This window comes from Streptomyces sp. NPDC096339 (genome assembly GCF_044762985.1).
Classification (GTDB): domain Bacteria; phylum Actinomycetota; class Actinomycetes; order Streptomycetales; family Streptomycetaceae; genus Streptomyces.
In genome coordinates this window covers 1-24,543 of the sequence record NZ_JBIWFI010000056.1, presented here as the reverse complement: position 1 = coordinate 24,543, position 24,543 = coordinate 1, and the positions used below count along the sequence as shown (strand labels likewise).

The following is a 24,543-nucleotide window of genomic DNA, read 5'->3' as shown; positions in this document are numbered from 1 at the left end:
CGCCGGGAGGGTCAACGGCGTTCAACTGCACGGGCTTCGGCGCAGTTGAACGGAAACGAAAGCGGCCCCGACCTGTGGGTCGGGGCCGCGGTTTCAGCGGTCCAGCGGTTTCATCGGTCCAGCGGTTCCGGTTCGGAAATCGGAAATGCGGGGCTGGGGTGCGGCTACGGGACGAGGTCGCCGGCGTAGTTGGCCAGCGAGCGGTTGTAGCGCGGCAGGTGCCGGGCGAGCGCGGTCAGGGCCAGCGACAGGGCCTCGCGTTCGCGGCCGGTGTCGGCCAGCGCCAGGGCGAGGAAGCCGACGACGGCGTCGTCGAGCAGGTCCGAGCCCTCGGCCCGCTCCGCCTCCAGCAGGGCGACGCTCTCCTTGGCCTGGCCGAGGTTGCGGATCGAGCTGGCCATCTGGATGACCGCGCGGCGACGCCGTACGCCCGTCAGGCCGGTGGCCAGGGCCTCGCGGTAGAGCGGGGCCGCGAGGTCGGAGTGGCCGGTGGAGTCGTGGGCGCAGGCGCGCTCGAACAGTCCCCGCGGGTCCCCCTCGGGGAGTTCCGCGGCCAGGGCCTCGACCCGGGCGAGGAACTCCTCCTCCTCGTGGTCGTCCAGCTGTTCCCAGAGCGCGGCCACACGCTCTTCCCATACCGCTTCAGTCGTCGTCATTTCGGCAGCCTCCCACTTCCGCACCGCTCATCACAAATCCCGTTCGGGGTTCGGGGCGAACCTGTCCGGTTTTCGCCCGTACAACGCGAAGGGGCGGCGTCCGGATCGACGCCGCCCTTCACGCAGGCATTACTACAGGAACAATTACTGGATGTTCTTGTAGTACGAGGTCGCGAGGAGTTCCTCGGCGGTCTCGATGAACTCGATGTCGTCGAAGTCGACGTTCTCCATGAGATTCACTTCCCTTCTGCCTGTGCGTTTCTGCCGGGGTGTTTCCCGGCAACGGCAGAAGAATGCCCGGGACTCCGCGGCGGGGTCAACGCGTGTTCAACTGCACCCGCGGGGCAGTTGAACACGGTTGAACACGAAGGATCGGCGTCCATCAGCTCGTGACGAGGCAGAAGGGATGGCCGGCCGGATCGGTGAGGACCCGCCACCTGTCCCGGTTCGGCTGGTGGTCGGGCTTGCCCGCGCCCAGTTCGAGCAGTCGGGTCTCGGCTTCGTCCAGGTCGTCGACCTTGAAGTCGAGGTGGGACTGCTGAGGAACGGTCTGGTCGGGCCAGCTGGGAGCCCGGTAGTCGTCGACCCGTTGGAAGCCGATGAAGAGTCCGTCCTCACCGCGCAGACCGGCGAATTCGGCGTTGGACTTCGGGTGCGGTTCGAGGCCGGTGGCCTGCTGGTAGAACGCCGCCAGAGCCATCGGATCGGAGCAGTCGAGCGTTATCGCGCACAGCTTCATCTGTAGGGACACAATGCCTCCGGGTCGATCGGTGCGGCTTCTCAAGATCACCATAGGGGCTGCCGTCCCGCCCCCTCCCCGCCTTTCCGTGGGTCGGTGATCGGCCAGGCGCCAGTCCCGGAGGCCGGGTTGGGACAGGATGCCGGTGGCGACGCGAGTGGTCTGGGCCGTGGTGGTTCCGGGGGGTGCCGCTATCACGAGGCGGGCGAGGTCCTCCCGCAGTTCGTCGACCTCCGCGTGCCATCCGGCGGGGAGGAGGGCGATGATCGGACATGCCGTCCGCCATCGAACGCGAGATCCTCACGATGCTGAGGGAGGCCGACAAGGACGAGACGGCGGCGCGCCGTCTCGGGGTGTCGGTGCGTACGTACCGCAAGCACCTGGCCACCCTCATGCGCCGTCTCGGCGCCGCCAACCGGGTGGAGGCGGCGCTCCTCGCGCACGAAAAGGGCTGGCCGAACCAGCGGCCGGCGCGCGAACGGGATCTCCGACCATGATCATTAAAGTTTGGGCATGACCACACGAGACGACTTGCTCATCGACCTCATCAACCGGACGGAGATGGAGGGCGAAGGCCCTCGCATCACGGTCGTGACGCAGGGCGCGGTGATCACGGGTCGCATCGCGGCGCACCGGCGTTGGGCCACGGACCTCGCCGAACACCTCGGTGACGCGGGCCTCCCCGACGAACGGTTCGCGGAGGACTTCTCCCACGAGGCCACGGAGATCCCCGCCTACCCGCCCGCCTTCCTGCACCTCCACGGCTGCCAGCTCATCTCCGGTTCCAGCAGCCTGCCGACGGCACTGGGCGAGTCCTTCCGCATCCCGCTCGCGGCGATCAGCGCCTGGAGCATGCGGTGAGCGGGGCGGCCGGGGACGTACACCGGCGGTCGGGCCGCGTCACTCCCAGGGGATGACCTCCACGGAAGCCGGCCTGGGGAACGGCATCATTCCCCAATCCGCGGGCCAGTCCTCCCCACGCTGATCGGACGCCTCCACCATCAGACGCCGGGGAACCCGCCAGGTCCACCAGTCGGCGCCGTCCTCAGGACGCCCGGGCCACGGCACCGTGGCCCGGCGGTACCGCTCGTCGATGGCGTCGAGCTCCGGTCCCCTGATTTCCCGGACTCGCGCGGGGAGCATCGGCCAGATGCGCGCCAGGACGCTCCGGCACCAGGTGTCGTTGTCGAGTTCGGGCGCACACCACGAGTAGCCCTCCTCCACTTCGTCGGCCAAGTCCCTCCAACCGTCGAACAACCCGCCCAGGGAGACCGGCTGTCCGCCCGCCCACGTGGGTGCGACCGCGGCAACGGCGGTGCGCACGGCGGCGTACTCCTCTGCGCTCGGCGCGATTGCGTCCGTGCTCTCGTCAGCTCGGTCCATGCGGCGACTATCGCATGGGGCCGGCGCTCGGCGCCGGACCGCTTCGAGGGGTGGTGAGGGTGGTTCAGATGCTCGCGAGGAACTCGCGGACCGTGGTGGTGAAGCCCTCGGGGTCGGCCTGGTGGACGAAGTGGTCGGTGTCCAGGGAGCGGTAGATCGTGCCGGGGCGCTTGGAGCACATGGCCTCGGCCTGGTCGGCGGGCAGGACCTGGCTGCGCAGGCCGTGGATCAGGAGCGCGGGGCAGTCGGTGGCGAGCCACTGCTTCCAGTGGTCGCCGTGGACGAGGTTCTCGGAGTCGACGGTGTCCTGCGGGTGGAACGGGAGCCGCCAGCCGGCGCCGCCGGGCAGCGGGCGCAGTACGGGGCCGAGGGCGGCGGCCAGGGGTCCGCAGGCGGCGGCCAGTTCCTCGCGGGTGGCCGCGGTGTAGGGGAAGCCGAGGACGAAGGCGAGGGGGCCGGCGCCGTGGTCGGGGAGGTCCACGGCGGTGTCGACGTTGATCAGGGCCTCGACCAGCTCCGGGCGTTCGGCGGCCAGGTGGAGGGCGTTGAACCCGCCGAGGGAGTGGCCGAGGAAGACCGCGCGGTCGATGCCGAGGTGGTCGACGAGGGCGAGGAGGTCGGCGATGTAGCCGGCGCGGGTGTATTCGGGGGCGCGGTCGGAGTCGCCGTGGCCTCGCTGGTCGGGGGCGATCACCCGCCATTCGGGGCCGAGGGCTGCGGCGAGGCCGGTGAAGGAGGCGCCCTCGGAGAGGTGGCCGTGCAGGGCCACGAGGGGTCGGCCGGTGCCGCCGAAGTCGAGGTAGGACAGGGTGCGGCCGTCGACGGTCAGGGTGGCACGAGTGGGCTGGACGGTCATGGCGGTGGTGCTCCCTCGGTTCGGGTGGCGGGGTGGCGGTCCTGCGAACGAGGTTGACTATACGCGTGTGTAATACGTTTGTTCAATACGGCTGTATGAATTTCCGTTCGTGGGGGCGCCCTCGTCGTCAGGCCCGGGCGGGGCCGATCGCCACCGCTTCGCGCACGTGCTCCTCCGTGGTGAGCTGCGCGAGCATGAAGTGGGCCACGTCGGCGAAGGCGACTTTCGAGGCGAAGGTGAGACGGAGGTCGGTTCCGGTGCGGTAGCGCGCCGTGAGGGGGCCTTCGGTGAGGGCCGCCGGGCGGACGATGGTCCAGGCCGTGCCACCGGCCCGGATGAGCCGCTCCATCCGTTCCTTGTCCCGCATGATGGATCTGATCGCGATCCACACGGTGGCGGTGTAGATGCCGGGGTGTCGACTGTCGGCCGTGCCGTAGTTGCCGAGGGCGATCAGGCGGCGCACGTCGTGGGCGGCCATCGCGGGCAGGACGGTGCGCATCGCGTCGGCGCAGACCGTGGTCCCCCAACGGCGCCGGCCCAGTGCGCTGATGACGGCGTCCGCGCCGGCGATGGTCCGCGCCACGGACTCCGCGCTGCGGATGTCGCCCTCGAAGACCCGCAGGCGTGCGCGGGCGGGGAGCTCGGCGGGGCGCCGGGCGAGCGCGGTGACGTGGTGTCCGGAGTCCAGGGCTTGGTCGACCAGGTGGCGGCCCGTATGGCCGGTGGCGCCGAAGACGGCCAGGTGCATGAGTCTGCCTCCGTCTGCCGATGCGGCGGCGCGGTTGCTTGGACTCTCCAAGCATTGTGGAAATGCTTGGATCCTTCAAGGGTTTGACGCTTCACGTAAGGTCGGGGGGTGCCCGCGATGCCCGACGGCGGCGATGAGCCGCTCAGCCACGCCATCTTCAAGCAGATCTACGCGCTCGCCGCGCAGACCAGCGCGGCCTTCGCCGAACTGCTGGCGGAGTCGGACCTCACCGAGGCGCTCGCCAACGTGTTGTGGCACCTCGACCCCGGTGTGCCACCGCCTTCCATGCGCGCGTTGGCCACGACGCTGGGTTGCGACCCCTCGACCGTCACGTTCCTCACCGATCGCCTCGAAGAGCGCGGGCTCACCCGGCGTCAGACGTCGCCGTCGGACCGGCGGATCAAGGTGATCACCCTGACGCCACAGGGGGTTCGGGCGCGGGCGCGACTCGTACGCGCCGTGGACACCCGGTCTCCCCTGGCGCGGCTCTCGCGGGAAGAGCAGGAGCGCCTCCACGAACTGCTGGCCAAGACGGGTGTGACCGGGGTTTCCTAACCGGGCCGCCGACGGGGCCGGGCGGAGCCGGGGTGGGATCGGGGTGGGATCGGGGGCGGTCGACGCGTCCGGTCGACCGCCCCGTCAGGCTGCGCCGGTCGTCAGTTGGCGCCCAGGTGAGCCGCGTCGGCCCACTCCTTCTCGCCCTCTGCTTCACAGTTCGAGGTGTAGACCGGGCCGACGACCGCCGGGACCGCCGCGGCCGAAGCGCAGGTGCGGGCGTACTGCGAGTGGCCGCCCGAGAAGCTGCCGATCTCGACGCCGTCGTCGGCCAGGGCCGCACCCGCACCGCCGAGCAGGATGCCCGCGGCCAGGACAGAGGACGTGAGAGCAGAGCGAATACGCATGATTCTCCTATAACTCGATCACACGCCGGGAAAGTGCGTGTGGCCTGTTCAACATCACGTCCTGGCAACGGGGAACGGTCCTTCACTCCAATGGCAGGACAGAACCCCTCTCCGGAGAAAGGTCATACGAGCGGCCGGCCGCCCGGGCGGTCAGTCAGAATCCCCTGATCGCGAAGGGGAGGGTGATGGCCCCGTCCTCGTCGCCGGTGGTCGGTGCGTTGATGGCCGGCCCGACGATGGTGAGCGCCCTGCCCGTGGGGACGACGCCTACGGGCATCGTGCCCTGGGTGCCCACCTCCGGGAGGCGCAGTGACTGCCAGCGGCCGTAGTGCAGTCGTGCCCCGATGGGCTTGGTCGCGTTCTGGGCGCCGACCACGGCGACCGTGTCGCGTGTGGCGGTCACGCCGTAGAGGCGGCCTTGGCCGACGGGGGCGTCGACCACGCTCCAGCGGGTGCCGTCGAAGTGTGCGACCAGCCCGTGGTCCGTACGGTTCGTACCGCGTTCGACGCGGCCCACCGCCCAGACGTCATTCGGGCCGTTCGATGCCATGGCCGTGAACTCGCCGCTGAGGGAGCCGAGTTCGGGTGCGGGGTGTCGGGTCCACGACGTGCCGTCGTAGTGCAGCAGGAGGGGGCGGGCTCCTTCGGGCGTGCCGATGGTGCCGGCGGCCCAGATGTCGTCCGGGGCGTTCGCGGTGATGGCCCGCAGCGACCAGTCGTCGGTGTCGAGCGCGGGCGGTGCCACCTGGCGCCAGGCGGTGCCGTCCCAGTGCTCGATCAGTCCCTGGAAGGTGAGGAGCGGACCGTTGGGCTGGGTCCAGCCGACCGCCCAGGCATCGTCGTCGTCGACGGCGGCCACCCCGAGGAGGCCGCCGCTCAGCGCGGACTCGGGCAGGGGTACGGGTACCGGCTTCCAGCCGGTGGCGTCGTGGCGCGCGGTGTGGATCGTGCGCAGCGCCACGTCGGCGTCGCCCACCAGCCAGGCGTCGCCGTCGGGGCCGGATCCGATTGCGTTGATGCGGATGTTGGTGTCGTCGAGCGGGGTCGGTATCCGCTTCCAGGTGTGCGAGGAGTCCTCCCGACCGAACAGGACGGGGTGGAGGACCTTCCGTTTGCCCTCGGTGGATGTGCGGAAGCCCGCCGTCCAGGTGGTGTGGGCGTCGATGCGCTCGACGGCGAGCAGCCGGGCTTCGCCCGCCGGGAACTCCTCTGTGATCCAGGGGCCTGGCGCGGGCCTGAAGGCGAGGGTCAGGGCGGCGAGGCCGCCGGTGAGTGCGAGCAGTGCGCGCTTCATCGGTTGATCGGTCCCTTCGGGGGCGGTCCGTACGGCCCGGTCGTGGGCCGTACGTCACCCGTCTCTGAGCAGCGCCGTCGCCGAAAGGTTGAAGACGGCTTCGCGGCGCGCTCCTCAAGGGCCACCGAGACTCCCCGCGGCTGCCCCGTCCTTCAGTTGCCGCGGGCGGTGATGTTGCCGTAGGCGGTGGTGGCGTGGATGTCGAGGGCGGCGCCGGCGCCCTCGGTGTTGAGGAGGGAGTTGTGGATGCGGCCGTAGGCCGTGTCGGCGTCGAGGGTGGCGGAGACGCCCTGGGCGGCGGCGACCGTGATGTCGCCGTGCTCGGTGCGCAGTTCGACCTTGCCGCGGACGGCGTCGGTGATCTGGATGTCGCCCTTCTGGGTGTGGATCGTGGTGGGGCCGGCGAGGCGGCCGACGGTGATGTCCCCCGACTGGAGGGTGAGGTGGGTGCTCGCGGCCTCCTCGAGCTCGACGGTCGCCTGGGCGGCCTCGAAGGTCACGTCGCCGAGGCGGCCCGTCCCGTGGAAGTCGGCCAGGGCCGCCTTCGCCTCGATGTGGGAGCCGGCCGGCAGCTGGACGGTGACCTCGACCGAACCCGAGTTGCCCAGCAGCTGGTTCTTGGCCGGCGCGGCCTCGATCCGCAGGGTTCCGTCGGCGTAGGAGACCGTGATCCGCTCCGCCGCCTTCACGTCGCGGCTCTGCGAGGCGTCGGCGGGGAGGACCTCGACGGTGGTGTCGGTGCGGTCGGCGGCGATGAACCGGATGAGGCCGGCGGGGATGTCGAGGACGGCGGAGACGGGGGCGGCGGTGGCGAAGTTCTGCATTGTTCTGTCCTTCGGCTCGTTGTTTCTGATGACCGAAAGCTACGTTGCGTTCATGGATTCTGGCAACACGTTCGTTGCTTGAAGATCCGATCAATGCAGGTCAGAGGCGTGAAATCGTTGCGTTGGATTGAACTTCAATGCAATGATCGCCGAGGTTCGTTGCAATGGATTGAGAGTGAAGGCTACGCTGGGGGCGGCGGCCCGGCCGCCCCGCTCGCGGCCCGGGACGCGTCGCCGTCCGCGTCGGGCCGGCAGTCCCCGTCCAAGATCGATTGTCAGTGGCGGGTGCGAGGATTCGAGTATCGATTCGGAGAAGTCCGGAAGAGGGGGAGCCGCCATGTCCGGAAACCAGAATTACATCAATCACGTTGCTCTCGTACTGGATGCCAGTTCGTCCATGTCGCACCTGAGCGGCAAGGTCATCGAGGTGGCGGATCAGCAGATCGCCTATCTGGCCCGCCGGTCACAGGAATTGGACCAGGAAACCCGCGTGACGGTGTACGTCTTCGCGGAGAACGTGGAATGCGTCATCTACGACAAGGACGTGCTGCGCATGCCGTCCCTGAAGCAGCTGTACCGCGCCGGCGGGATGACGGCCCTGCTGGCGGCCACGCTGAAGTCGCAGCGGGAGCTGGCGCAGACGGCGCAACTGTACGGTGACCACAGCTTCCTGACGTTCGTGCTGACCGACGGGCAGGAGAACGCGAGTCATCGCAGCCCGGAGGCCTTCAGCAGGGATCCGCGCCAGCTGGTGCAGGCCGTGGCCAAGATGTTCGAGACGCAGGAGGACAACTGGACCCTGGCGGTCCTCGTGCCGGACCAGATGGGCAAGCGCGAGGCCATGCAGTGCGGCTTCCCGAAGGACAACATCGCCATCTGGGACGCCACGAGCACACAGGGTCTGGAAGAGGCGGGGCAGGTCATTCGGCAGGCCACCGAGAAATTCATGGTGGGCCGCAGCCAGGGAATCCGGGGATCGCGGGCGGTTTTCTCCACCGGCGCGGACGCGGTCAACAAGGACACCATCAAGGCGGCCGGCCTCACCGCCGTGAAGCCGTCGCAATACCAGCTGATTCCGGTCGCCCGCGATGCCTCGATACGCGAATGGGTCATCGAATGCGGTCACACTTATCGCACCGGCTGTGCTTTCTATCAGCTGAGCAAGTCCGAGAAGATCCAGGCGCGGAAGCAGATCGCGGTGCTGGAGAAGAAGACGGACCGGGTGTACACGGGGCCGGAGGCCCGTGCCCTGCTCGGGCTTCCGGATGCGGAGGCTCGCGTCAAGCCGGACCACAACGACGACTTCACGATCTTCGTGCAGAGCACCAGCGTGAACCGGAAGCTGGTGCCGAACACGCGGCTGCTGCTGATGATCTGAGGCCTCAGAGGCCGGTGTGGGCGAGGTACGGGGTGATGTCGGCCGGGGAGTCGCCGGCCCAGCCGATGTAGCCGTCGGGGCGGATGAGGAAGAGGCCGTTGCCGTAGGGCTCGTAGGCGGGGAGGCGGACGGTGTGCAGCGGGGGGAGGTCGGCCGAGGCGGCGGGTCCGATGGCCAGGAGGGTCCAGTGCGGGCCGCGGAACTCGTCGAAGAGGCGGGTGGCGGCGGATCCGTCCGGGGCTCGGTCGCCTGCGCGCAGGGCTCCTTCGGGAAGGTCCGTGCGGGTTTCCACGGCGAGTGAGGAGCCTCGGTAATTGAGGTGCAGCTGCTGCGTGGCCGCGCCGCGGCGGGCTTCGCCCCGGTGGATCCGGGTGGAGAGGCCCAGCATGTCGGCGGCGATGGGCAGGCGCTCCTCCTCGTAGGTGTCGAGGAGCGACTCGGATGCCTGGCCGTTCAGTACGGCGTCGAGCTTCCAGCCGAGGTTGTAGGCGTCCTGGACGCTGGTGTTGAGTCCCTGGCCGCCGGCGGGCGAGTGGACGTGCGCGGCGTCTCCGGCGAGGAAGACGCGGCCCTCGCGGAAGCGGTCGGCCAGGGCGGCCCTGGGGCGGAAGTCCGAGGCCCAGCTCATGGCGGTCACGTCGTCGGGCGAGAGGTGGGAGCGGGCCGCCACCACCTCGCGGATCGTGGTGAGGGAGGGGTCGATGGTGGTGCCCTGGGGGAACTGGGCCACCAGTTGGAAGTCCTCCGTGCCGGCGAGGGGGCAGATCGCGAGGAAGCCGGTGTCGCCGGCGGGCGGGAAGATGTGCCAGTTGTCGCGGTCGAGGTTGTCGATGCGGACGTCGGCGACGAGCATCGGGTTCGGGTCGACGGTCTCGCCGGTCATGGCGATGCCGAGCATGCGGCGGACGGTGGAGCGGCCGCCGTCGGCGGCGACGGCGTAGCGGGCGCGGACCGGCGGGCCCGAGGTGAAGCCGGCGGTCACACCGTCCTCGTCCTGATCCAGGGTCACCAGTTCGCGGCCGAAGGCGATTTCGCCGCCCAGTTCCGCGAGGCGGGCGGCGAGGATCTCCTGAGTGCGCCACTGGGGCACCATCCAGGGCTCGCGGTAGGGGGAGTCCTCGCTGCCCTCGTCGGACTCGTCGAACATCCGGTGCTCGCCGACGCACTGGCCGTCCTGCCAGATCGCGCCGACCGGGTAGGGGCCGCCGGCCGCCCGGATCGCCTCGCCCACGCCCAGGTCGTCGAAGACCTCCTGGGTGCGGGGCTGGATGCCCTTGCCGCGGGAGCCGGGGAAGAGGCCGTCGGCCCGCTCCACGACGAGGGCGCGCACTCCGCGGCGGGCCAGGTCCACCGCGAGCGTGAGGCCGGTGGGACCCGCGCCGACGATGAGTACGTCTCGTTCGATGATCATGTCCGCTTCTCCTTAACGTTGTTAAGCTGCGCCTCCGGGAGGATGCACTTAACGGTGTTAAGCTGTCAAGCGTGACGGCGCGGAGATCTCCCAGACTGGACAAGAAGCAGGTCGTGGACGCGGCGCTGCGGCTGCTCAACGAGGTGGGCCTCGACGGCCTGACGCTGCGGGCGATCGCGAAGGACCTTCAGGTGCAGGCACCGGCCCTGTACTGGCATTTCCAGGGCAAGCAGGAACTGCTCGACGAGATGGCCACCGAGATGTACCGCAGGATGGTCGCGGGCTCGGACCTCGCGGCGGACGCCACCTGGCAGGAACGGCTCACGGCCGGCAACCGCGGTCTGCGCGCGGCGCTGCTCGGCTACCGCGACGGCGCGAAGGTCTTCAGCGGCACCCGTTTCACGGGCACCGAGCACGCGGTGCAGATGGAGGAGAACCTGCGGGCGTTCACGGAGGCGGGCTTCACGCTGCCGCAGGCGGTGCGGGCCACGACGACCGCGTACTTCTTCACCCTCGGGTTCGTCACCGAGGAGCAGGGTGTCGAGCCCCTCCCCGGTGACCGCAGGGAGGGGTACGACGTCGACGAGCGCGCCGCCCGCATGGACGGATTCCCGCTGGCCGCGGCCGCCGGAGCGGACCTCTTCCAGAACTACGACGAGGGGTTCGAGGAGGGTCTGGCGCTCGTGATCGCGGGCATCGAGGCCCGCTACCGGATGGGGTGAGCCCTACTCCGCGGGCGGGGTGCCGGCCGGGAGGCGCAGGGCCAGGCCGTCGAGCACGACCTCCAGGCCGTAGGCGAACTTGGCGTCGCGCATGGCGGCCGGGTCGGATTTCGACACCGCGGTCGCGGCGGCCGCGTAGGACTCGGTGAGGACGTCGTGGCCCTCGGCGGCCTGCTGGGCGGCGGGCATGAGGCGGGTGATGAAACCGGCCTCCGTCTCCCCGGACCGGGCCACCGTGGTCAGCCATGCCGCTTCGGTGGTGCTCATGCCGATCACGTACGCGAGCAGGGTCTCGATCGCCCGCGGGGGTTCGGGGAATCCCGCCTCGACGAACAGGGCCGCCAGCCGGCTGGAGTACGACATCAGGTTGGGGCCGAGGTAGGCCAGGCCGGCCTGGCCCAGTACCGAGGACAGCCACGGGTGGCTCAGGGCAGTCGCACGGAACGCTTCGGCGGCCCCGGCGGCCGCCGTCCGCCAGTCGGCGGAGCCGGCCGACGGCACGTCCAGCTCCCCGAAGACCTCGTCCACGGCGAGCTCCATCAGCTCGTCCTTGGTGGCGACATGGCGGTACAGGGAGGTCGCTCCGGCGTTCAGCCGGGCGGCCAGCTTCCGCATGCTCAGGGCCTCGATGCCCTCGGCGTCCAGCATCACGATCGCCTCCCGGACGATCGCGTCCCGGGACAGCGCGGGCTGTTCCGCCTCACGCGGGCGGCGGGTCCAGACGGAGGGAACGGACTGCGGCTTCATCTCGGCGGCCATGGGCTCGCTCCTTTGCGTACGGCGTGCGCATCCAGCGTACAGGGTTCAAGGGTTGCGAACAGTGTGCGCATGGGCGTACGGTGTTCGCAACGCCCGGAACAGTGTGCGCACCAGTCGGAACAGTGTGCGCAAGAGGAGAGGGAAGACCGATGACAGTCACAGGGGCCGAGGCCCGCAGTCCGCACCGCTGGTGGATCCTGATCGTGCTCTGCCTCAGCACGCTGGTCCTGGTGGTCGACAGCATGGCGCTGACCGTCGCCGTGCCGGCCATGACCGAGTCGATCGGGGCGAGCCCCCAGCAGATCCAGTGGATCCTCGACTCCTACGTACTGGTCTTCGCCGGTCTGCTGCTGACCTCGGGAAGCCTCGGTGACCGGTTCGGCCGCCGGAAGGTGATGATCATCGGTCTGCTGCTCTTCGGGGCGGCGTCCCTGGCCGCGGTGTACTGCACCACCCCGGGCGAGGTCATAGCCGTCCGCACGGCCATGGGCATCGGCGGCGCGCTGATCATGCCGTCCACCCTGTCGATCCTGATCACGGTCTTCGACGAGGAGGAGCGCCCGAAGGCGATGGCGGCCTGGGGCTCGGTGTCGATGCTCGGCCTGGTCGGCAGCCCGGTCCTCGGCGGTGTCCTGATCGACCGCTTCTCCTGGCACTCGATCTTCTTCATCAACGTGCCCGTCGTCATCCTGGCCGTGGCGGCCGGTCTGCTGCTGATGCCCGAGTCCAAGGCCCCCTGGCAGAAGCCCGACCCGCTGGGCGCCGTCCTCTCCGCCGTCGGCATGACCGCCCTGGTCTGGTGGATCATCGAGATCCCGCAGCACGGCGCCTTCCAGGGCCGCGGGCTGGTCACCCTCACCGTCGCCGTCGTCTCGCTGGTCGGCTTCGTGGTCTGGGAGAACACCACCGCCTCGCCGATGGTCCCGCTGGTCCTCTTCAAGCACCGCAACTTCACCGGCGGTTCGGTCGCGCTGGCCCTGGTCCAGATCGGCAACGGCGGTCTGCTCCTGGTCCTCACGCAGTACCTCCAGTCGGTGCTGGGGTACTCCCCGGTCAAGGCCGGTCTGGCCTTCACCCCGCTGGCCGTGGCCGCGCTGATCGGCAACGGGGTCGGTGCGAAGCTCACCGCCAAGGTCGGCCACCGGTGGCTGATCCTGGCCGGGATGATCCTGATGGCGGCCTCCTTCGGCCTGCTGACCACCGTCGACGCGGACGGCGGCTTCACCGTCCCGGCGGTCTCCCTGGGTCTGCTCGGCCTCGGCGCAGGTCTGGCCATGCCGGCCGCGGTGGGCGCCCTGATGGGGACCATCCCGGCCGACAAGGCGGGCGTCGGCTCCGCGCTGAACGACACCATCCAGCAGGCCGGCACCGCACTCGGCATCGCCATCCTCGGCTCGCTGCTCACCAGCACCTTCTCCGCGGAGATGCCGGCCGGCTCCCCTGAGCAGGCCAAGCAGTCGATCGGCGGCGCGCTGGCCGTCGCCCAGGGCGACGCGGGTCTGGTCCAGGCCGCGAAGGAGGCCTTCACCGCCTCGATGTCCACCACGCTCACCGTCAGCGCGATCGGTGTCCTGGCCGCGGCGCTGCTGGCCATGGTGGTCATGCGGGGCGGAAAGGAAGGGGCCCCGGCCGAGGGGGCCGCCCCCAAGGAGGAGGTCGTGACGGCCGCCTGACCTCCCTGCACACTGGTCCACGGCGTGAGGCCGGCACCCCTTCGGGGGTGCCGGCCTCGGCCGTTTTCCGGGTGGCCGGTGGGGGCCGTCAGCCGCGGCGGACCCGTACGAGCCGGAAGGCGGCGTAGAGGGCGGCGGCGGCCAGGACCAGCACGATGGAGGTTTCGATGAGCTGCGTCGGCCAGTAGTGCGAGGCCGGGTGGAACTCCGCGTACCGGCTGGTGACGTTCAGGTCGGCCGGGCAGTCGTTGAAGCGCTGGGTGCGCTCGAAGCAGGCCGTCTCGGGCAGGCGCGCGCCCGAGGAGGTGACGAGCCCCCAGTCCGTCATCAAAGAATTGGACGGCACCAGTTGTGACATGTGGCCGGAGAAGGGGATGGTGTTGCTCTGTGTGGGCAGGAGCGACCACCGCAGGGAGCTGAGCGCGAACAGCACGAGTCCGGTGAGGAACCCCCCGGCCGCCATGGCGGCGACGGTGCGCCGCACGAGCTGTCCGACGACGGCTCCGACGGCGACGCCGAGCAGGCAGTAGGCGGTCAGCACCGGGCCGGTGGCCTCGTAGGTGCCCCGGTCGAACCAGGTGAGCTGGTAGGTGCTGGACACCCGGGACCAGCCGATGCGGTAGACGAGCACCAGCGCGGCCGACCCCAGGGCCGACACCAGCGCCGCGACGAGGACCTTCGCCCCCAGCCAGGCCCTGGGAGTGGACGACTGGGTGAGGGCGAGCCGCCACGTGCCGCTCTCCAGCTCCCGGGCGGTCATCGGGCCGGCCACGAAGGCCCCGACCAGCAGCGGCAGGAACAGCAGGCCCATGCCCGCGTAGTCCATGAACAGCCCCAGCACGCGCCACCCGTGGTTCGCGTACGGGATCGCGTCGGAGGAGGGGTCCGAGGCCAACGCGCGCAGGGCGAGCACCGCGGCGAGGCCGGCCACCACGACGGCGGGCACGGTCCACAGTGCGCGCCGGTGCTGGCGGACCGTGGCCCAGTACGGGCCCTTCAGGGTGAGCGCGCTCATGCCCGCACCCCCGTGGTGGCCGGGGCGTCCTCGGCGGTGAACGGCGGGGCGTCGGGGGAACGCAGGTGGGCGAGCAAGAGCTCCTCCAGGGAGGGGTACGTCGTCTGCCAGGTCCCGCTGTCGACGGGGCCCCGCAGCCGCACGAGTGCGGTGAGCTGGCGGCCCGTCGTACGGGACTCGACGACGGTGTGCGCGGCGAGTTCGGCGGAGGCGGTGACGGGCCCGGTGAGCAGCCGGTGGGCCGCGCCGATGTCGTCGATGGGGCCGGAGAGGCGGATCCGGCCGCCGTCGGCGAGGAGGAGGTGGTCGCAGGCGCCCTCCAGCTCGGTGAGGATGTGCGAGGACATCACCACCGTGGTGCCGTTGTCGGCGGCGTCGGCCATCAGCGTGCCCATGAGCTGGTGCCGGGCGAGCGGGTCGAGGTCGGCCATCGGCTCGTCGAGGAGGAGCAGGCCGGGGCGCTTGCCGAGGGCCAGGGCCAGGGCGACGCGGGTGCGCTGGCCTCCGGAGAGCGTACGGACCTTGGTGTGCGGGTCGAGCGCCCCGGCGTCGACGATCCGCTGCGCCGCCCCGGCGTCCCAGTGGCCGGGGTTGAGCTCCTGGCCCAGGCGCAGGGTCTCGCCGATGGTGAGCTGCGGGTAGAGGGGCTTGTCCTGGCCCACGTAGGCCAGGTTCTCGCGCGGCACGGTGCGCAGGGTGCCCTCCGTGGGGAGCACGAGCCCGGCCGCGAGCATCAGCAGGGTCGACTTCCCCGCTCCGTTCGGGCCGACGAGGGCGCACACCCGGCCTTCGGGGAGCCTGAAGGAGCAGTCGCGCAGCGCCCATCCTCCCTTGCGTCCGTAGCGAAGGCCGAGGCCTTCCGCCTCGATCACGGTTGGCGTCATGCGGCGCCGTCCCCCTTGAAGTGTCGTTCCAGTACGGATGTGAAAAGCGCGGCCACGTCGTCCCGTTCCAGCCCGGAGTCGCGGGCGCGCCGCGCCCAGTCGGCGAGTTCGGCGCCCAGCGGGGAGTCGGCCGGGGCGGTTCCGCTGCCCAGGGACTTCCGGATGAAGGTGCCCAGGCCCCGCTTCGCCTCGACGAGCCCTTCGCGTTCCAGCTCGCGGTAGGCCTTGAGGACGGTGTTGGGGTTGATGGCTGTGGCTTCCACGACCTCGCGCGCGGTCGGCAGTTTGTCGCCGGGTTCCAGCAGGCCCAGGCGCAGGGCCTGTTTGGTCTGCTGGACGATCTGCAGGTACGTGGCGATGCCACTACGCCGGTCGATCCGGTATTCCAGCACGAACCTGCACCACCCTTTCACTAGGTAAGTAGTGAAAGGGTGGTGCAGGGGTGGGGTTGATGTCAAGCGACCACAGGTCTCCTACCGTCCCGGCACACGCGAACGGGCCCCCACGTTCGTGGGGGCCCGTTGCTTCGATGCGTACTGCCCGGAACTCAGCCCCGGAGGGCGGGACGGGTCAGCTCCGCGACGCGGTGGAGACGACGCACTCCTTGTACTCGCTGCCGTCGCCCTTGCCGATGTACGGCGTCGTGGCCTCGGCCTGCTGGGAGGCGCCCGCCTTGACCTTGAGGTTCGCGACCATGGCCGTGGCGGGGGTCGCGGTCGAGCCCGCGCTGCCGCGGAACTTCATGGTGATGTTGTAGGTGTAGTCCAGCGAACCGCTGTTGGTGACGGTGAGCTTGGCGACCAGGTTCTTGCCGGTGGCGTCCAGCTTGCACGCGTCGATGCGGATGTCGCGCTCGGCCTTGTTGCTGCTGCTGGAGCCGCCGGTGACCGAGGTACCGCCGGAGGTGGTGCTGCTGTTGTTGCTGTCGTGGCTGCCGCCGCTGGAACCGCCGCTGGAGCTGTGGCTGGAGCTGCTGGAGCCGTGGCTGCCGCCGCAGCTGCCGCCGTGGGAGCCGCGGGCTCCGGTGAGGGCGACGATGGCGATGCCGAAGACGGCGATTGCGCGGACATGGCGAAGCTTCACGTATCGAACCCCGTTGGTGTGTCAGTGGCTGAAAAGGCCCGCCCTTGACGGGCGCATGCCACCCTAACAGCGCGTGCCGACAGGCCCGGATCGCGAGACGGCCGGCGCCGGGCGCACGGCGCGTCAGGCGGCGCGCCAGATGGTCAGGTCGCCGGTCACCCAATGCGGCCCGTCACTCATCGCGATGATCTGCTTGAGCTGGAGCACGAACAACGCGATGTCCCCCGAGGGGTGTTTGATGCAGAACTGACTGCCGGCCGCTGCCACGGAGAGCGCGGCCTCTTTCCTGTCGGCATGTTGGAGGGCGGTCCGGCACGTGTCGAGGCTGCCGCTCTCCTTGCCGCGCAGCATGGTGATCACGCTCGTGTCGCTCTCCAGGTCGCAGAGGCTGTACTCGCACTTCAGGCGGAGGTCACCGGTCCGGTCCGCACGCTCCACCGGTTCCTTGATGGCGACCGAGTTGTCCTGTTCCAGCTGCACGGCGGCGTAGGGGACGGGAGCCGGCGGCTTGGACGGCGCGGGCGTGCTCGGTGCCGGGGTGGAGGCCTGCGGCGCGGGGGCGGCGCCGGCCGCCGAGCCGGTCGCCGGGCCGGTCGCCGGGCCGGTCGACGCGGACTTGGGCGCGGCCGTGGACGCGGCCGACGTGCGCTGCTTCGACTTGGACGCTTCCGCGTCCCGCAGGCCCGCCGTTCCCTTGACCGCCCAGATCAGGCCCGTCACGAGCAGGGCCCCCGCCGTCACCGCGGCCGCGGCGATCAGTGCCGTACGGCGCCGCCCGCGGGGAAGCCGGCCGTGCGGTTCGGGTTCCAGTGGCGGGCGCCAGACCAGCGGGAAGGTGTGCTGCACGGTCGGGTTCGGGATCGGGGCCGGGACGGAGACCTCGGGGCCCGCGAACTCCCGCCAGACGGCGGGGCCGTCATCGGCGTCACCGGGCAGGTGGCGCCGACACCATGCCACGATCTCCGCCGGGGTGGCCCGTTCCTCCGGGTCCGCGGCCAGGCAGCGGGCGATGACCGGGCGCAGTTCCTCCGGCAGCCGGGACAGGTCGGGGGCGGAGTGCACGATGCGGAACAGCACGCTGACCCCGGGTCCGGAGCCGTAGAGCGGTTCGCCCAGCGCCGCGAACGCCGCGGTCTGGCCGAGGGCGAAGATGTCGGTGGCGGCCGTGACCTCGCCGGCTTCCGCCTGTTCGGGGGCCATGTACTGGGGCGTGCCGATGGCGTTGCCCAGGGCGGTGGAGGCGGTGGTGCCGGAGGCGAGGGAGATGCCGAAGTCGATGACGCGGGGGCCGTCGGCGGCCAGGAGTACGTTCGAGGGCTTCAGGTCGCGGTGGACGACGCCCGCGGCGTGGATGACCTGCAGGGCCTCCGCCACTCCCGCCATCAGCCACAGCACCGCGGGGACCGGCAGCGGTCCGCGCCGGGAGACGGCCTCGGACAGCGCGGGACCGGGCACGTACAGGGTGGCCAGCCAGGGCGGGGTCCCCTCCGCGTCGGCGTCGATCAACTCGGCGGTGTAGGCCCCCCGTACCCGCCTGGCCGCTTCCACCTCCCGGCGGAACCGGCGCCGGAAATCGGGGTCCTCGGCCAGTTCCGGGCGGACCACCTTGATGGCGACCGGGCGGCCGCCCTGGGTGTGCGACAGGTAGACCCGGCCCATGCCGCCCGCACCGATCCTGGCCGCGAGTCGGTAGCCGGCCATGGCGGTCGGATCGTCCGGGTGCAGTGGCTGGAACACCTGGGTCGCGCTGCTCATCGGTCTCTCCCCCGAACCCTGATCCCCTGATCCCCCTGATCAGCCGATGGGCTGATCAGACGTCACTTTATGCGGCGGGCGGGGAGGGCGGTCTTTCGGGGAGGGTAGGCGCCGACCTGCGGGTTTACCGGTGCGCTGCGGGCGGGTACCAGCCGGGCCACTGCGGGTGGGGGTACCGGCGTACGCGGCGCTTGGCGGCTTCGAGCCCGAGGAACGCGGCTCCCGAGGCGAGGGTCGCGAGGGACGTCAGGCCGATCGCGATGACCCCCCAGGAGTGGATGGCGCCCATCGCAGCCGTCCACAGCGCGCCGGTACCCGCCGCGACGACCAGCAGCGCCGGGATCCTGACCCCGAGCGACAGCCGGCGGCTCATCGCGACGAAGGCGTAGCCGACGACCACGCCCGGCGTGACGGCAACCACGAGGCCGATGAGGAGGAACGTGGCGGCAACCACGAGGCCGACGAGGAGGAAGAGGAAAAAGGCTATGCCCATGGCGCGCTGACCTCCGGTCGCGGACTCTGACGACCGTCATGCTGCCATAAGTTCTGAACACGTTCAAGAAAGCCCCGGGGGCTTCCGCTCGGGCACCACGACGGGGGTCCACCGGTCGGTGGACACGGGGTTCAACCGGTCGAGCCTGTCCCCGCGACCCCCGCCGCGACCAGCATGTTCGTCATGACGAACCCCACCGTACGGATGGCCCGATGGAGCGCCCGCAATCCTTGGCGCGCGATCACCGGCTGGCTCCTCTTCGTGGTTCTCTGCTTGGGGGCGGGCATCGCGATCGGCGCGAATCCCGCCACCAGCAAGGACTTCCGCATCGGCGAGGCGGGGCGTGCCGAGGCCATCGCCGCCGAGGGCGGCCTCCAGCAGAGGCCCGTGGAGCGGGTGTTGATCCATGCCAGGCCCGGCGCCGGCTCCTTCGACACGGCCCTGGCCGAGGCCGCCGCCCGCGACATCGGAGCGCGGATGGCCGCGCTTGCGGAAGTCGCCTCGGTGGGCGCCCCGGTGCCCGCCTCCGACGGTTCGGCGCTGCGCGTGGACGTCACCATGAAGGGCGCCGAGTTCGACGCGAAGAAGCACGTGGACGCGCTCCTCGCGCAGACCGCGGCCGTCCAGGAGGCCCATCCGGGGCTGTGGGTGGAGGAGGTCGGATCCCCCTCGATCAGCAAGGGCGTCGACGCGCTCCGCGGCGACGACCTGGCCCGTACGGAGGTCATCGCGCTCCCCGTCACACTGATCACCCTGCTGGTCGTCTTCAGTTCGATCGCGATGGCGATCGTTCCTCTGCTGCTGGCGCTCTCCTCGATCGTCGCCGCGGTCGGCCTGTCGATGCTCGCCTCGCACGTCTTCCCGGACGCGGGCGTCGGCACCAACGTGATCCTGCTGATCGGCCTGGCCGTCGGTGTGGACTACACCCTCTTCTACCTCAAGCGGGAGCGTGAGGAGCGGGCCCGGGCGGGCGGCCGTCTCACCCCGCGGGCGGTCGTCGAACTGGCCGCCGCCACCTCGGGCCGCGCCGTCGTCGTCTCGGGGCTGGCCGTGGCCGTCTCCAGCGCCACCCTGTTCCTCGCCGACGACGTGATCTTCTCCTCCATCGCCACCGGCGCCATCGTCGTCACCCTGGTCGCCGTCCTCAGCTCGCTGACCGTGCTGCCCGCCCTGCTGGCCAAGCTCGGCGAGCGCGCCGACCGCCGCCGGGCCCGCAAGGAGGCCCGCGTCGCCGCCAAGGGCCGCAACCCTCGCGTCAAGCGGCCGAAGACGGGCGCCGGCCGAATCACCGCGGCCGTGCTGCGGCCCACCACGAAGCACCCCGTCGCCACCCTGGCCGTGGCCGCCCTCGCGATGGTCGCCCTCGCGCTGCCCGTACTGAACCTGAACCTCACCGAGATGGGCCGCGACACCCACTCCCGCGCCATCGGCGCCATGCGGACATACGACCGGGCGATGGCGGCCTACCCCGAACTCCACTCGATGCACCAGGTGCTGGTGAAGGCGGACGCCGACCGCCGCGGTGACGTGGCCGCCGCCCTCACCGAGCTCGCGGACCGCGCCACCGCCGAGGACCCCGCTGTCGGCGGAAAGCCGTTCCTGCGCACCTCGCCCGACGGCCGGATCACCATGCTGGAGATGGCGGTCGCCCACCCCGTCGGCAGCACCGAGGCCCACGCCTCCCTGAAGAAGCTGCGTACGGAGCTGCTCCCCGCGACCGCGGGCAGGCTGACCGGCGCCGAGACCGCCGTCACCGGCGACGTCGCCCGCAACGCCGACTACCCGACGCACCAGAAGCAGAAGCTCCCCCTGATCATCGGCGCGCTGCTGCTCGTCACCTTCGGGATGACCGTGTGGGCCTTCCGATCCGTCGTCCTGGGCCTGATCGGCATCGTCCTCAACCTGCTGTCCGCCTTCGCCTCGCTCGGCCTGCTGGTGCTCGTCTTCCAGAGCGAATGGGCCAAGGGGATCCTCGCCTTCGACTCCACCGGCTCCATCGGGGCGCGGGTTCCGCTCTTCCTCTTCGTGATCCTCTTCGGGCTCTCGATGGACTACCAGGTCTTCGTGATCAGCCGGATCCGGGAGGCCGCCGTGAACGGCACCCCGACCCGCCAGGCGGTCCTCGACGGCATCGGCAGCTCCGCCGGGGTGGTCACCAGCGCCGCCGTGGTCATGGTCACCGTCTTCGCGAGCTTCGCCGCACTGCACCTGATCGAGATGAAGCAGATCGGCTTCGCCCTCGCCGCGGCCGTCCTGCTGGACGCCTTCGTGATCCGCATCCTGATCCTGCCCTCGCTGATGCTGCTGCTGGGCGAGTGGAACTGGTGGCCGTCGCGCGGCGTGCGCCCGGTGCCGTCCGGGACCCCGACGGAACGCCGGCCGGCGACCGTAGGCTGATCACATGAGCGAACGGTCGCAGTCCTCCGCCCGGTTGACCGTAGACAGGCTCCACGGCTGGTACACCACGGCATGGGTGCTCCTGGGTCTGGTCCCCTCGGTCATCGGGCTGCAGAACGACTCGGGAGCACCCAAGTGGGTGGCCCTGGCCCTGCTGACGGTCCTCGCCGCCTGTCACACCCTCCTACGGCGTTCTCCGGACAACCGCCTCCTGCGGCCCCACGGCTACCTGGCCCTGCTCGCCCTCGGGCTGAGCGCCATGGGGGGCCTGCCGGGCGGCGGGGCGGCCCTCTTCATCGTCTCCCTCCCGCAGTTCTGGCTCTTCGACGTAGGCGTCCGCGCCTCGATCGTCCTCAGCGGGGTGGCCGCGGCGGGCACGGTCGTCGGCACCGGCCTGCGGGGTGGCGAGTCCATCACGGGCAACATCGTCTTCATCATCATCGGCTACGCGGCCTCGGTCCTGACCGGCCTGTTGATTCACCGGCTCGTGGCGGACGGCGACGCCCGGGCCGGGCGGCTGGGCGCGGAACTGGAGGACGCGCAGGCCCGGCTGGCCGAGGCGCACCGGCGGCAGGGCGCGGCGGACGAGCGGGAGCGGATGGCCCGGGAGATCCACGACACCCTGGCGCAGGGCTTCGCCTCCATCATCGTGCTGGCGGAGGCCGCCCGTTCGGCCGTGGCCTGCGATCCGGAGCGGGCCACGCGGCAGTTGGTCTCCATCGAACGGACCGCCCGCGAGAACTTCGCAGAGGCCCGGGTGCTGGTGGGCTCCGCCCCGCAGAGCGGCCTGGCCCCCGGTTCGGTCGCGGTGACCCTGCGCCGGACCCTGGACCGGTTCGCCCAGGACACCGGGCTGGCCGTCGAGGCGGAGCTGCCGGCGGACGTGGAATGCGACCAGCAGACCCGGATCGCCCTGCTGCGCTGCACCCAGGAGTCGCTGGCGAACGTGCGCAAGCACGCCGCTGCCACCACGGTGGGCGTGGTCCTGACCCGGCACCCGCACGCCATCGAGCTGGAGATCACCGACGACGGGCGCGGCTTCGTCGTCGAGGACTCCCGCGGCTTCGGGCTCGACGGCATGCGCAAGCGGCTCGCCGAGCTCGACGGCGAGCTCACGGTGACCAGCTCGCTCGGGGACGGCACCCGCGTCCTCGCCACCATCCACACGAACGGACGGCTTTGAAATGCGGACGACGCCCCCGGCCGACGACAGGATCCGGATCATCGTGGTGGACGACCACACGGTGATGCGCGCCGGTGTCGTCGCCCTCCTGGCCCCCGAGCCCGGTATCGCCGTCGTGGGCGAGGCCGGCAACGGGCGGGAGGCCGTGGAGCTCGTCGCGGCCCTGCGCCCCGACGTGGCCCTGATCGACCTGCGGATGCCCGTCATGGACGGGGTGGCGGCCACCTCCGAGATCGTCGCCGGCCCGACCGAGACCCGGGTGCTCATCCTCACCACGTACGACACCGACGTGGAGATCGAGCGGGCCGTCGAGGCCGGGGCGATCGGCTACCTGCTGAAGGACACCACCCGCGAACAGCTCGTGGACGCGATCCGTGCGGCGGCCCGCGGCGAGACGGTGCTGGCACCACGGGTGGCGGAGCGACTGGTGGCGAGGATGCGGCGGCCCGACCCGGTGGCGCTGACGGCCCGTGAACTCGACGTGCTGGGCGCCGTGGCCGACGGACTGTCCAACGCGGACATCGGCAAGCGCCTGGTCATCGCGGAGGCGACGGTCAAGACCCACCTGTTGCGGGTCTTCGCCAAGCTGGACGTCAGCGACCGCACGCACGCCGTGGTGACCGCCATGGATCGGGGCCTGCTGGTCCGCCCGGAGCGTGGCTGACAGCCGTACGTGATGGGCCTGATCACGGCAACACCTCCGGCATCCACCCGCTGTTGCACTGCGCGGAGGCAGTCCACCCTGACCTGTCTCGGCGCCCTCACGCCTCGACCTTCCCGCGCAGCGGGTCGAGATCGATGGTGGACGCGACACCATCGAGCGCCAGACCCGGAAGCAGCAGCCGCCACATCCTGACCACGCGATCGGTGAGGTCCGCCCGCCCGCTCATCAGCTGCGAGTGCAACTGCGTGCCGGTACAGGTCCCGACGATGAACTCGGCCACCTCCGCCGGGTTGACCCCCTCCCGCAGCTCGCCGTTGGCCGACGCCTCCACCAGGCATGCCTCCAAGGTCTTCTCCCAGTCGGTGAACGAGGTCGCGTCCCGCACTCCGAAGGCTCCCTGCTCCACCGCCAGCTGGACGCCGGCGCGCAGCAGCAGGTCCGTCCGAAGGCGCCAGGACCACACCAGGGTGATGTCCACCAGGCGCTGCAGGCCCGATGACTCCAGATACGGGACGACCGTCTCGGGCTGCGCGTTCATCACGGCACGGGCCAGCGCCTCCTTGTCGGGGAAGTGGAAGTAGACGGCCCCGAGCGTGACCCCGGCCAGCCGCGCCACCTCCCTCATGCGGGTGCCCCGGTACCCGTGTTCCTCGAGCAGTTCCGCTGCCGCCCTGAGGATCTGGTCCCGCGTCCTGACCGAGCGCTCCTGCTTCGGTTCCTGCATCGCGCCTCAACTTCCTCGGCAAACAAAAAGAACGCCCGTTACGTTACGACCCTCGGCCCCCCACCGCCACCAGCCGAGACACACCGACGCGTGCTCGCCGCTGTTCGCGGAGACCGTGCGGCGGAACTCCCGACCTCCTGGGGCAGAATGGCCGGCATGCGCGCACCCATCGGCCCGTTCGAGCAAGTCCGTCCCGCCCCCGAATGCCTCGATGACCTGACCCGGCCGGTGGCCGACGCGATCCACTCCTGGAGCGGCGGCGTCCCCGCGGAGCAGATCGTCTACGTGGACAGCGACCCCGCCGTCGCCGACACGGCCGCCTTCGTCGAGCACTACGGGCAGGAGCTGCTGGGCCAGTCGGCGAACTGCGTGGTCGTCGCCGCGAAGCGGGGCGGCGAGACCACGCTCGCGGCCTGCCTGGTCCCCTCGGGCGCCCGCGCCGACGTCAACGGCGCGGTGCGCAGGCGGCTCGGCGCGCGCAAGGTGTCCTTCGCGCCAATGGACACGGCCGTGGAGCGCACGGGCATGGAGTACGGCGGCATCACTCCGATCGGCCTTCCGGCGGACTGGCCGCTGCTGGTGGACCGGGCCGTCGTCGACATGCCGTACGTACTGATCGGGAGCGGTCGCCGGCGCGGCAAGCTCATCGCCCCCGGCAAGCTCTTCGCCGAGCTCCCGGGGGCGGAAGTGATCGAGGGGCTCGCCCTCGGCGGCTGACGGCGGCGCCGGATCCGTGGTCCGTCACCTCTTCGCCTCGTCCCGTCCGTTGTTCAGTTGCTGCGGGCGGTGATGTTGCCGTAGCCGGTGGTGGCGTGGATGTTGAGGCCGGCGTTGGGGCCTTCGGTGTTGCGCAGGGAGTTGTGGATGCGGCCGTAGGCGGTGTCGGCGTCGAGGGTGGCGGAGGCGCCGCGGGCGGTGGTGACGGCGATCTGGCCGTGTTCGGTGCGCAGTTCGAGGTCGCCTCGGATGGCGTCGGTGATCTGGATGTCGCCCTTGTGGG

General features: G+C 70.8%; 27 protein-coding genes and 1 pseudogene. 10 read left to right on the top strand and 18 right to left on the bottom strand.

Features of this window, described 5'->3' with window-relative positions; translation table 11 throughout:
* Positions 1-164: 164 nt before the first annotated feature.
* Together ACIQ5Y_RS38355 and ACIQ5Y_RS38350 are read right to left on the bottom strand one after the other, a co-directional pair.
* Complete coding sequence (locus tag ACIQ5Y_RS38355) at positions 165-656, bottom strand: tetratricopeptide repeat protein (RefSeq protein WP_403891677.1); 492 nt, start codon at positions 654-656, stop codon at positions 165-167.
* Between the two features lie 382 nt (positions 657-1,038).
* Positions 1,039-1,407 (bottom strand): VOC family protein, encoded by a 369-nt coding sequence (locus tag ACIQ5Y_RS38350; protein WP_403891675.1) that lies wholly within the window; start codon positions 1,405-1,407, stop codon positions 1,039-1,041.
* A gap of 260 nt (positions 1,408-1,667) precedes the next feature.
* On the opposite strand from ACIQ5Y_RS38350, the gene ACIQ5Y_RS38345 reads away from it, so the two are divergent.
* Both ACIQ5Y_RS38345 and ACIQ5Y_RS38340 read left to right on the top strand, forming a co-directional pair.
* On the top strand, positions 1,668-1,892 hold the full coding sequence (locus ACIQ5Y_RS38345) for a response regulator transcription factor (RefSeq protein WP_403891672.1): 225 nt from the start codon (positions 1,668-1,670) through the stop codon (positions 1,890-1,892).
* Between the two features lie 16 nt (positions 1,893-1,908).
* Positions 1,909-2,256 carry a hypothetical protein gene (locus ACIQ5Y_RS38340; protein WP_403891669.1) on the top strand — a complete coding sequence of 116 codons (348 nt, stop codon included), beginning with the start codon at positions 1,909-1,911 and terminating at the stop codon, positions 2,254-2,256.
* Between the two features lie 39 nt (positions 2,257-2,295).
* Here ACIQ5Y_RS38340 and ACIQ5Y_RS38335 read toward each other — a convergent pair whose 3' ends face one another.
* The 3 genes from ACIQ5Y_RS38335 to ACIQ5Y_RS38325 form a co-directional block, all read right to left on the bottom strand.
* Entirely contained in the window at positions 2,296-2,778 is a 483-nt protein-coding gene (locus tag ACIQ5Y_RS38335; protein ID WP_403891667.1) for a hypothetical protein, read from the bottom strand.
* 64 nt (positions 2,779-2,842) lie between these two features.
* The gene (locus ACIQ5Y_RS38330; RefSeq protein WP_403891664.1) at positions 2,843-3,634 is read right to left on the bottom strand and encodes an alpha/beta fold hydrolase; all 792 of its coding nucleotides are present in this window, start codon (positions 3,632-3,634) and stop codon (positions 2,843-2,845) included.
* A 127-nt stretch (positions 3,635-3,761) separates the two neighbouring features.
* Positions 3,762-4,382: an NAD(P)-dependent oxidoreductase gene (locus ACIQ5Y_RS38325; RefSeq protein ID WP_403891661.1), complete on the bottom strand. Its 621-nt coding sequence runs from the start codon at positions 4,380-4,382 to the stop codon at positions 3,762-3,764.
* A 117-nt stretch (positions 4,383-4,499) separates the two neighbouring features.
* Between ACIQ5Y_RS38325 and ACIQ5Y_RS38320 the strand changes: the two genes are divergently transcribed.
* A complete protein-coding gene (locus ACIQ5Y_RS38320; protein WP_403891725.1) occupies positions 4,500-4,937 on the top strand; it encodes a MarR family winged helix-turn-helix transcriptional regulator in 438 nt (145 codons plus the stop codon).
* Positions 4,938-5,038: 101 nt separating this feature from the next.
* Here ACIQ5Y_RS38320 and ACIQ5Y_RS38315 read toward each other — a convergent pair whose 3' ends face one another.
* From ACIQ5Y_RS38315 to ACIQ5Y_RS38305, 3 genes are all read right to left on the bottom strand, one after another.
* Positions 5,039-5,284: a hypothetical protein gene (locus ACIQ5Y_RS38315; protein WP_403891658.1), complete on the bottom strand. Its 246-nt coding sequence runs from the start codon at positions 5,282-5,284 to the stop codon at positions 5,039-5,041.
* Between the two features lie 154 nt (positions 5,285-5,438).
* A complete protein-coding gene (locus ACIQ5Y_RS38310) occupies positions 5,439-6,578 on the bottom strand; it encodes a hypothetical protein (RefSeq protein ID WP_403891655.1) in 1,140 nt (379 codons plus the stop codon).
* Positions 6,579-6,730: 152 nt separating this feature from the next.
* Positions 6,731-7,402 carry a DUF4097 family beta strand repeat-containing protein gene (locus ACIQ5Y_RS38305; RefSeq protein ID WP_403891653.1) on the bottom strand — a complete coding sequence of 224 codons (672 nt, stop codon included), beginning with the start codon at positions 7,400-7,402 and terminating at the stop codon, positions 6,731-6,733.
* A gap of 337 nt (positions 7,403-7,739) precedes the next feature.
* On the opposite strand from ACIQ5Y_RS38305, the gene ACIQ5Y_RS38300 reads away from it, so the two are divergent.
* A complete protein-coding gene (locus tag ACIQ5Y_RS38300; RefSeq protein WP_403891651.1) occupies positions 7,740-8,780 on the top strand; it encodes a vWA domain-containing protein in 1,041 nt (346 codons plus the stop codon).
* A gap of 4 nt (positions 8,781-8,784) precedes the next feature.
* On the opposite strand, the gene ACIQ5Y_RS38295 is transcribed toward ACIQ5Y_RS38300, so the two are convergent.
* Positions 8,785-10,191, bottom strand: a complete 1,407-nt coding sequence (locus ACIQ5Y_RS38295) for an FAD-dependent oxidoreductase (protein WP_403891648.1) — start codon at positions 10,189-10,191, stop codon at positions 8,785-8,787.
* Positions 10,192-10,262: 71 nt separating this feature from the next.
* On the opposite strand from ACIQ5Y_RS38295, the gene ACIQ5Y_RS38290 reads away from it, so the two are divergent.
* Positions 10,263-10,913, top strand: coding sequence for a TetR/AcrR family transcriptional regulator C-terminal domain-containing protein (locus tag ACIQ5Y_RS38290; RefSeq protein WP_403891645.1), 651 nt, complete (start codon positions 10,263-10,265; stop codon positions 10,911-10,913).
* 3 nt (positions 10,914-10,916) lie between these two features.
* Here ACIQ5Y_RS38290 and ACIQ5Y_RS38285 read toward each other — a convergent pair whose 3' ends face one another.
* Complete coding sequence (locus ACIQ5Y_RS38285) at positions 10,917-11,672, bottom strand: TetR/AcrR family transcriptional regulator (protein WP_403891642.1); 756 nt, start codon at positions 11,670-11,672, stop codon at positions 10,917-10,919.
* 149 nt (positions 11,673-11,821) lie between these two features.
* Between ACIQ5Y_RS38285 and ACIQ5Y_RS38280 the strand changes: the two genes are divergently transcribed.
* On the top strand, positions 11,822-13,345 hold the full coding sequence (locus tag ACIQ5Y_RS38280) for an MFS transporter (RefSeq protein ID WP_403891639.1): 1,524 nt from the start codon (positions 11,822-11,824) through the stop codon (positions 13,343-13,345).
* An 88-nt stretch (positions 13,346-13,433) separates the two neighbouring features.
* Here ACIQ5Y_RS38280 and ACIQ5Y_RS38275 read toward each other — a convergent pair whose 3' ends face one another.
* The 6 genes from ACIQ5Y_RS38275 to ACIQ5Y_RS38250 form a co-directional block, all read right to left on the bottom strand.
* A complete protein-coding gene (locus tag ACIQ5Y_RS38275) occupies positions 13,434-14,360 on the bottom strand; it encodes an ABC transporter permease (protein WP_403891636.1) in 927 nt (308 codons plus the stop codon).
* Entirely contained in the window at positions 14,357-15,244 is an 888-nt protein-coding gene (locus ACIQ5Y_RS38270) for an ABC transporter ATP-binding protein (RefSeq protein WP_403891633.1), read from the bottom strand. The genes ACIQ5Y_RS38275 and ACIQ5Y_RS38270 overlap by 4 nt, the downstream gene beginning before the upstream one ends.
* On the bottom strand, positions 15,241-15,636 hold the full coding sequence (locus tag ACIQ5Y_RS38265) for a GntR family transcriptional regulator (RefSeq protein WP_403891631.1): 396 nt from the start codon (positions 15,634-15,636) through the stop codon (positions 15,241-15,243). Before ACIQ5Y_RS38265 ends, ACIQ5Y_RS38270 begins: the two co-directional genes overlap by 4 nt.
* A 178-nt stretch (positions 15,637-15,814) precedes the next feature.
* Positions 15,815-16,327, bottom strand: coding sequence for a hypothetical protein (locus ACIQ5Y_RS38260; protein WP_403891628.1), 513 nt, complete (start codon positions 16,325-16,327; stop codon positions 15,815-15,817).
* Positions 16,328-16,450: 123 nt separating this feature from the next.
* Positions 16,451-18,082, bottom strand: coding sequence for a serine/threonine-protein kinase (locus tag ACIQ5Y_RS38255; RefSeq protein ID WP_403891625.1), 1,632 nt, complete (start codon positions 18,080-18,082; stop codon positions 16,451-16,453).
* Between the two features lie 124 nt (positions 18,083-18,206).
* The gene (locus ACIQ5Y_RS38250) at positions 18,207-18,575 is read right to left on the bottom strand and encodes a hypothetical protein (RefSeq protein WP_403891623.1); all 369 of its coding nucleotides are present in this window, start codon (positions 18,573-18,575) and stop codon (positions 18,207-18,209) included.
* Between the two features lie 183 nt (positions 18,576-18,758).
* Between ACIQ5Y_RS38250 and ACIQ5Y_RS38245 the strand changes: the two genes are divergently transcribed.
* From ACIQ5Y_RS38245 to ACIQ5Y_RS38235, 3 genes are read left to right on the top strand one after another with little or no spacing between them, the layout of a single operon-like run.
* Positions 18,759-20,972, top strand: a complete 2,214-nt coding sequence (locus ACIQ5Y_RS38245; RefSeq protein WP_403891620.1) for an MMPL family transporter — start codon at positions 18,759-18,761, stop codon at positions 20,970-20,972.
* A gap of 4 nt (positions 20,973-20,976) precedes the next feature.
* Entirely contained in the window at positions 20,977-22,155 is a 1,179-nt protein-coding gene (locus ACIQ5Y_RS38240; protein WP_403891617.1) for a sensor histidine kinase, read from the top strand.
* A 1-nt stretch (position 22,156) separates the two neighbouring features.
* Positions 22,157-22,819 (top strand): response regulator, encoded by a 663-nt coding sequence (locus ACIQ5Y_RS38235; protein ID WP_403891614.1) that lies wholly within the window; start codon positions 22,157-22,159, stop codon positions 22,817-22,819.
* Positions 22,820-22,916: 97 nt separating this feature from the next.
* Here ACIQ5Y_RS38235 and ACIQ5Y_RS38230 read toward each other — a convergent pair whose 3' ends face one another.
* The gene (locus ACIQ5Y_RS38230) at positions 22,917-23,543 is read right to left on the bottom strand and encodes a ScbR family autoregulator-binding transcription factor (protein ID WP_403891611.1); all 627 of its coding nucleotides are present in this window, start codon (positions 23,541-23,543) and stop codon (positions 22,917-22,919) included.
* Between the two features lie 156 nt (positions 23,544-23,699).
* Between ACIQ5Y_RS38230 and ACIQ5Y_RS38225 the strand changes: the two genes are divergently transcribed.
* Positions 23,700-24,260, top strand: coding sequence for a YbaK/EbsC family protein (locus tag ACIQ5Y_RS38225; protein ID WP_403891608.1), 561 nt, complete (start codon positions 23,700-23,702; stop codon positions 24,258-24,260).
* Positions 24,261-24,313: 53 nt separating this feature from the next.
* Here the strand turns inward: ACIQ5Y_RS38225 and ACIQ5Y_RS38220 are convergent.
* Positions 24,314-24,543: pseudogene (locus tag ACIQ5Y_RS38220) on the bottom strand (hypothetical protein); the annotation flags it as partial.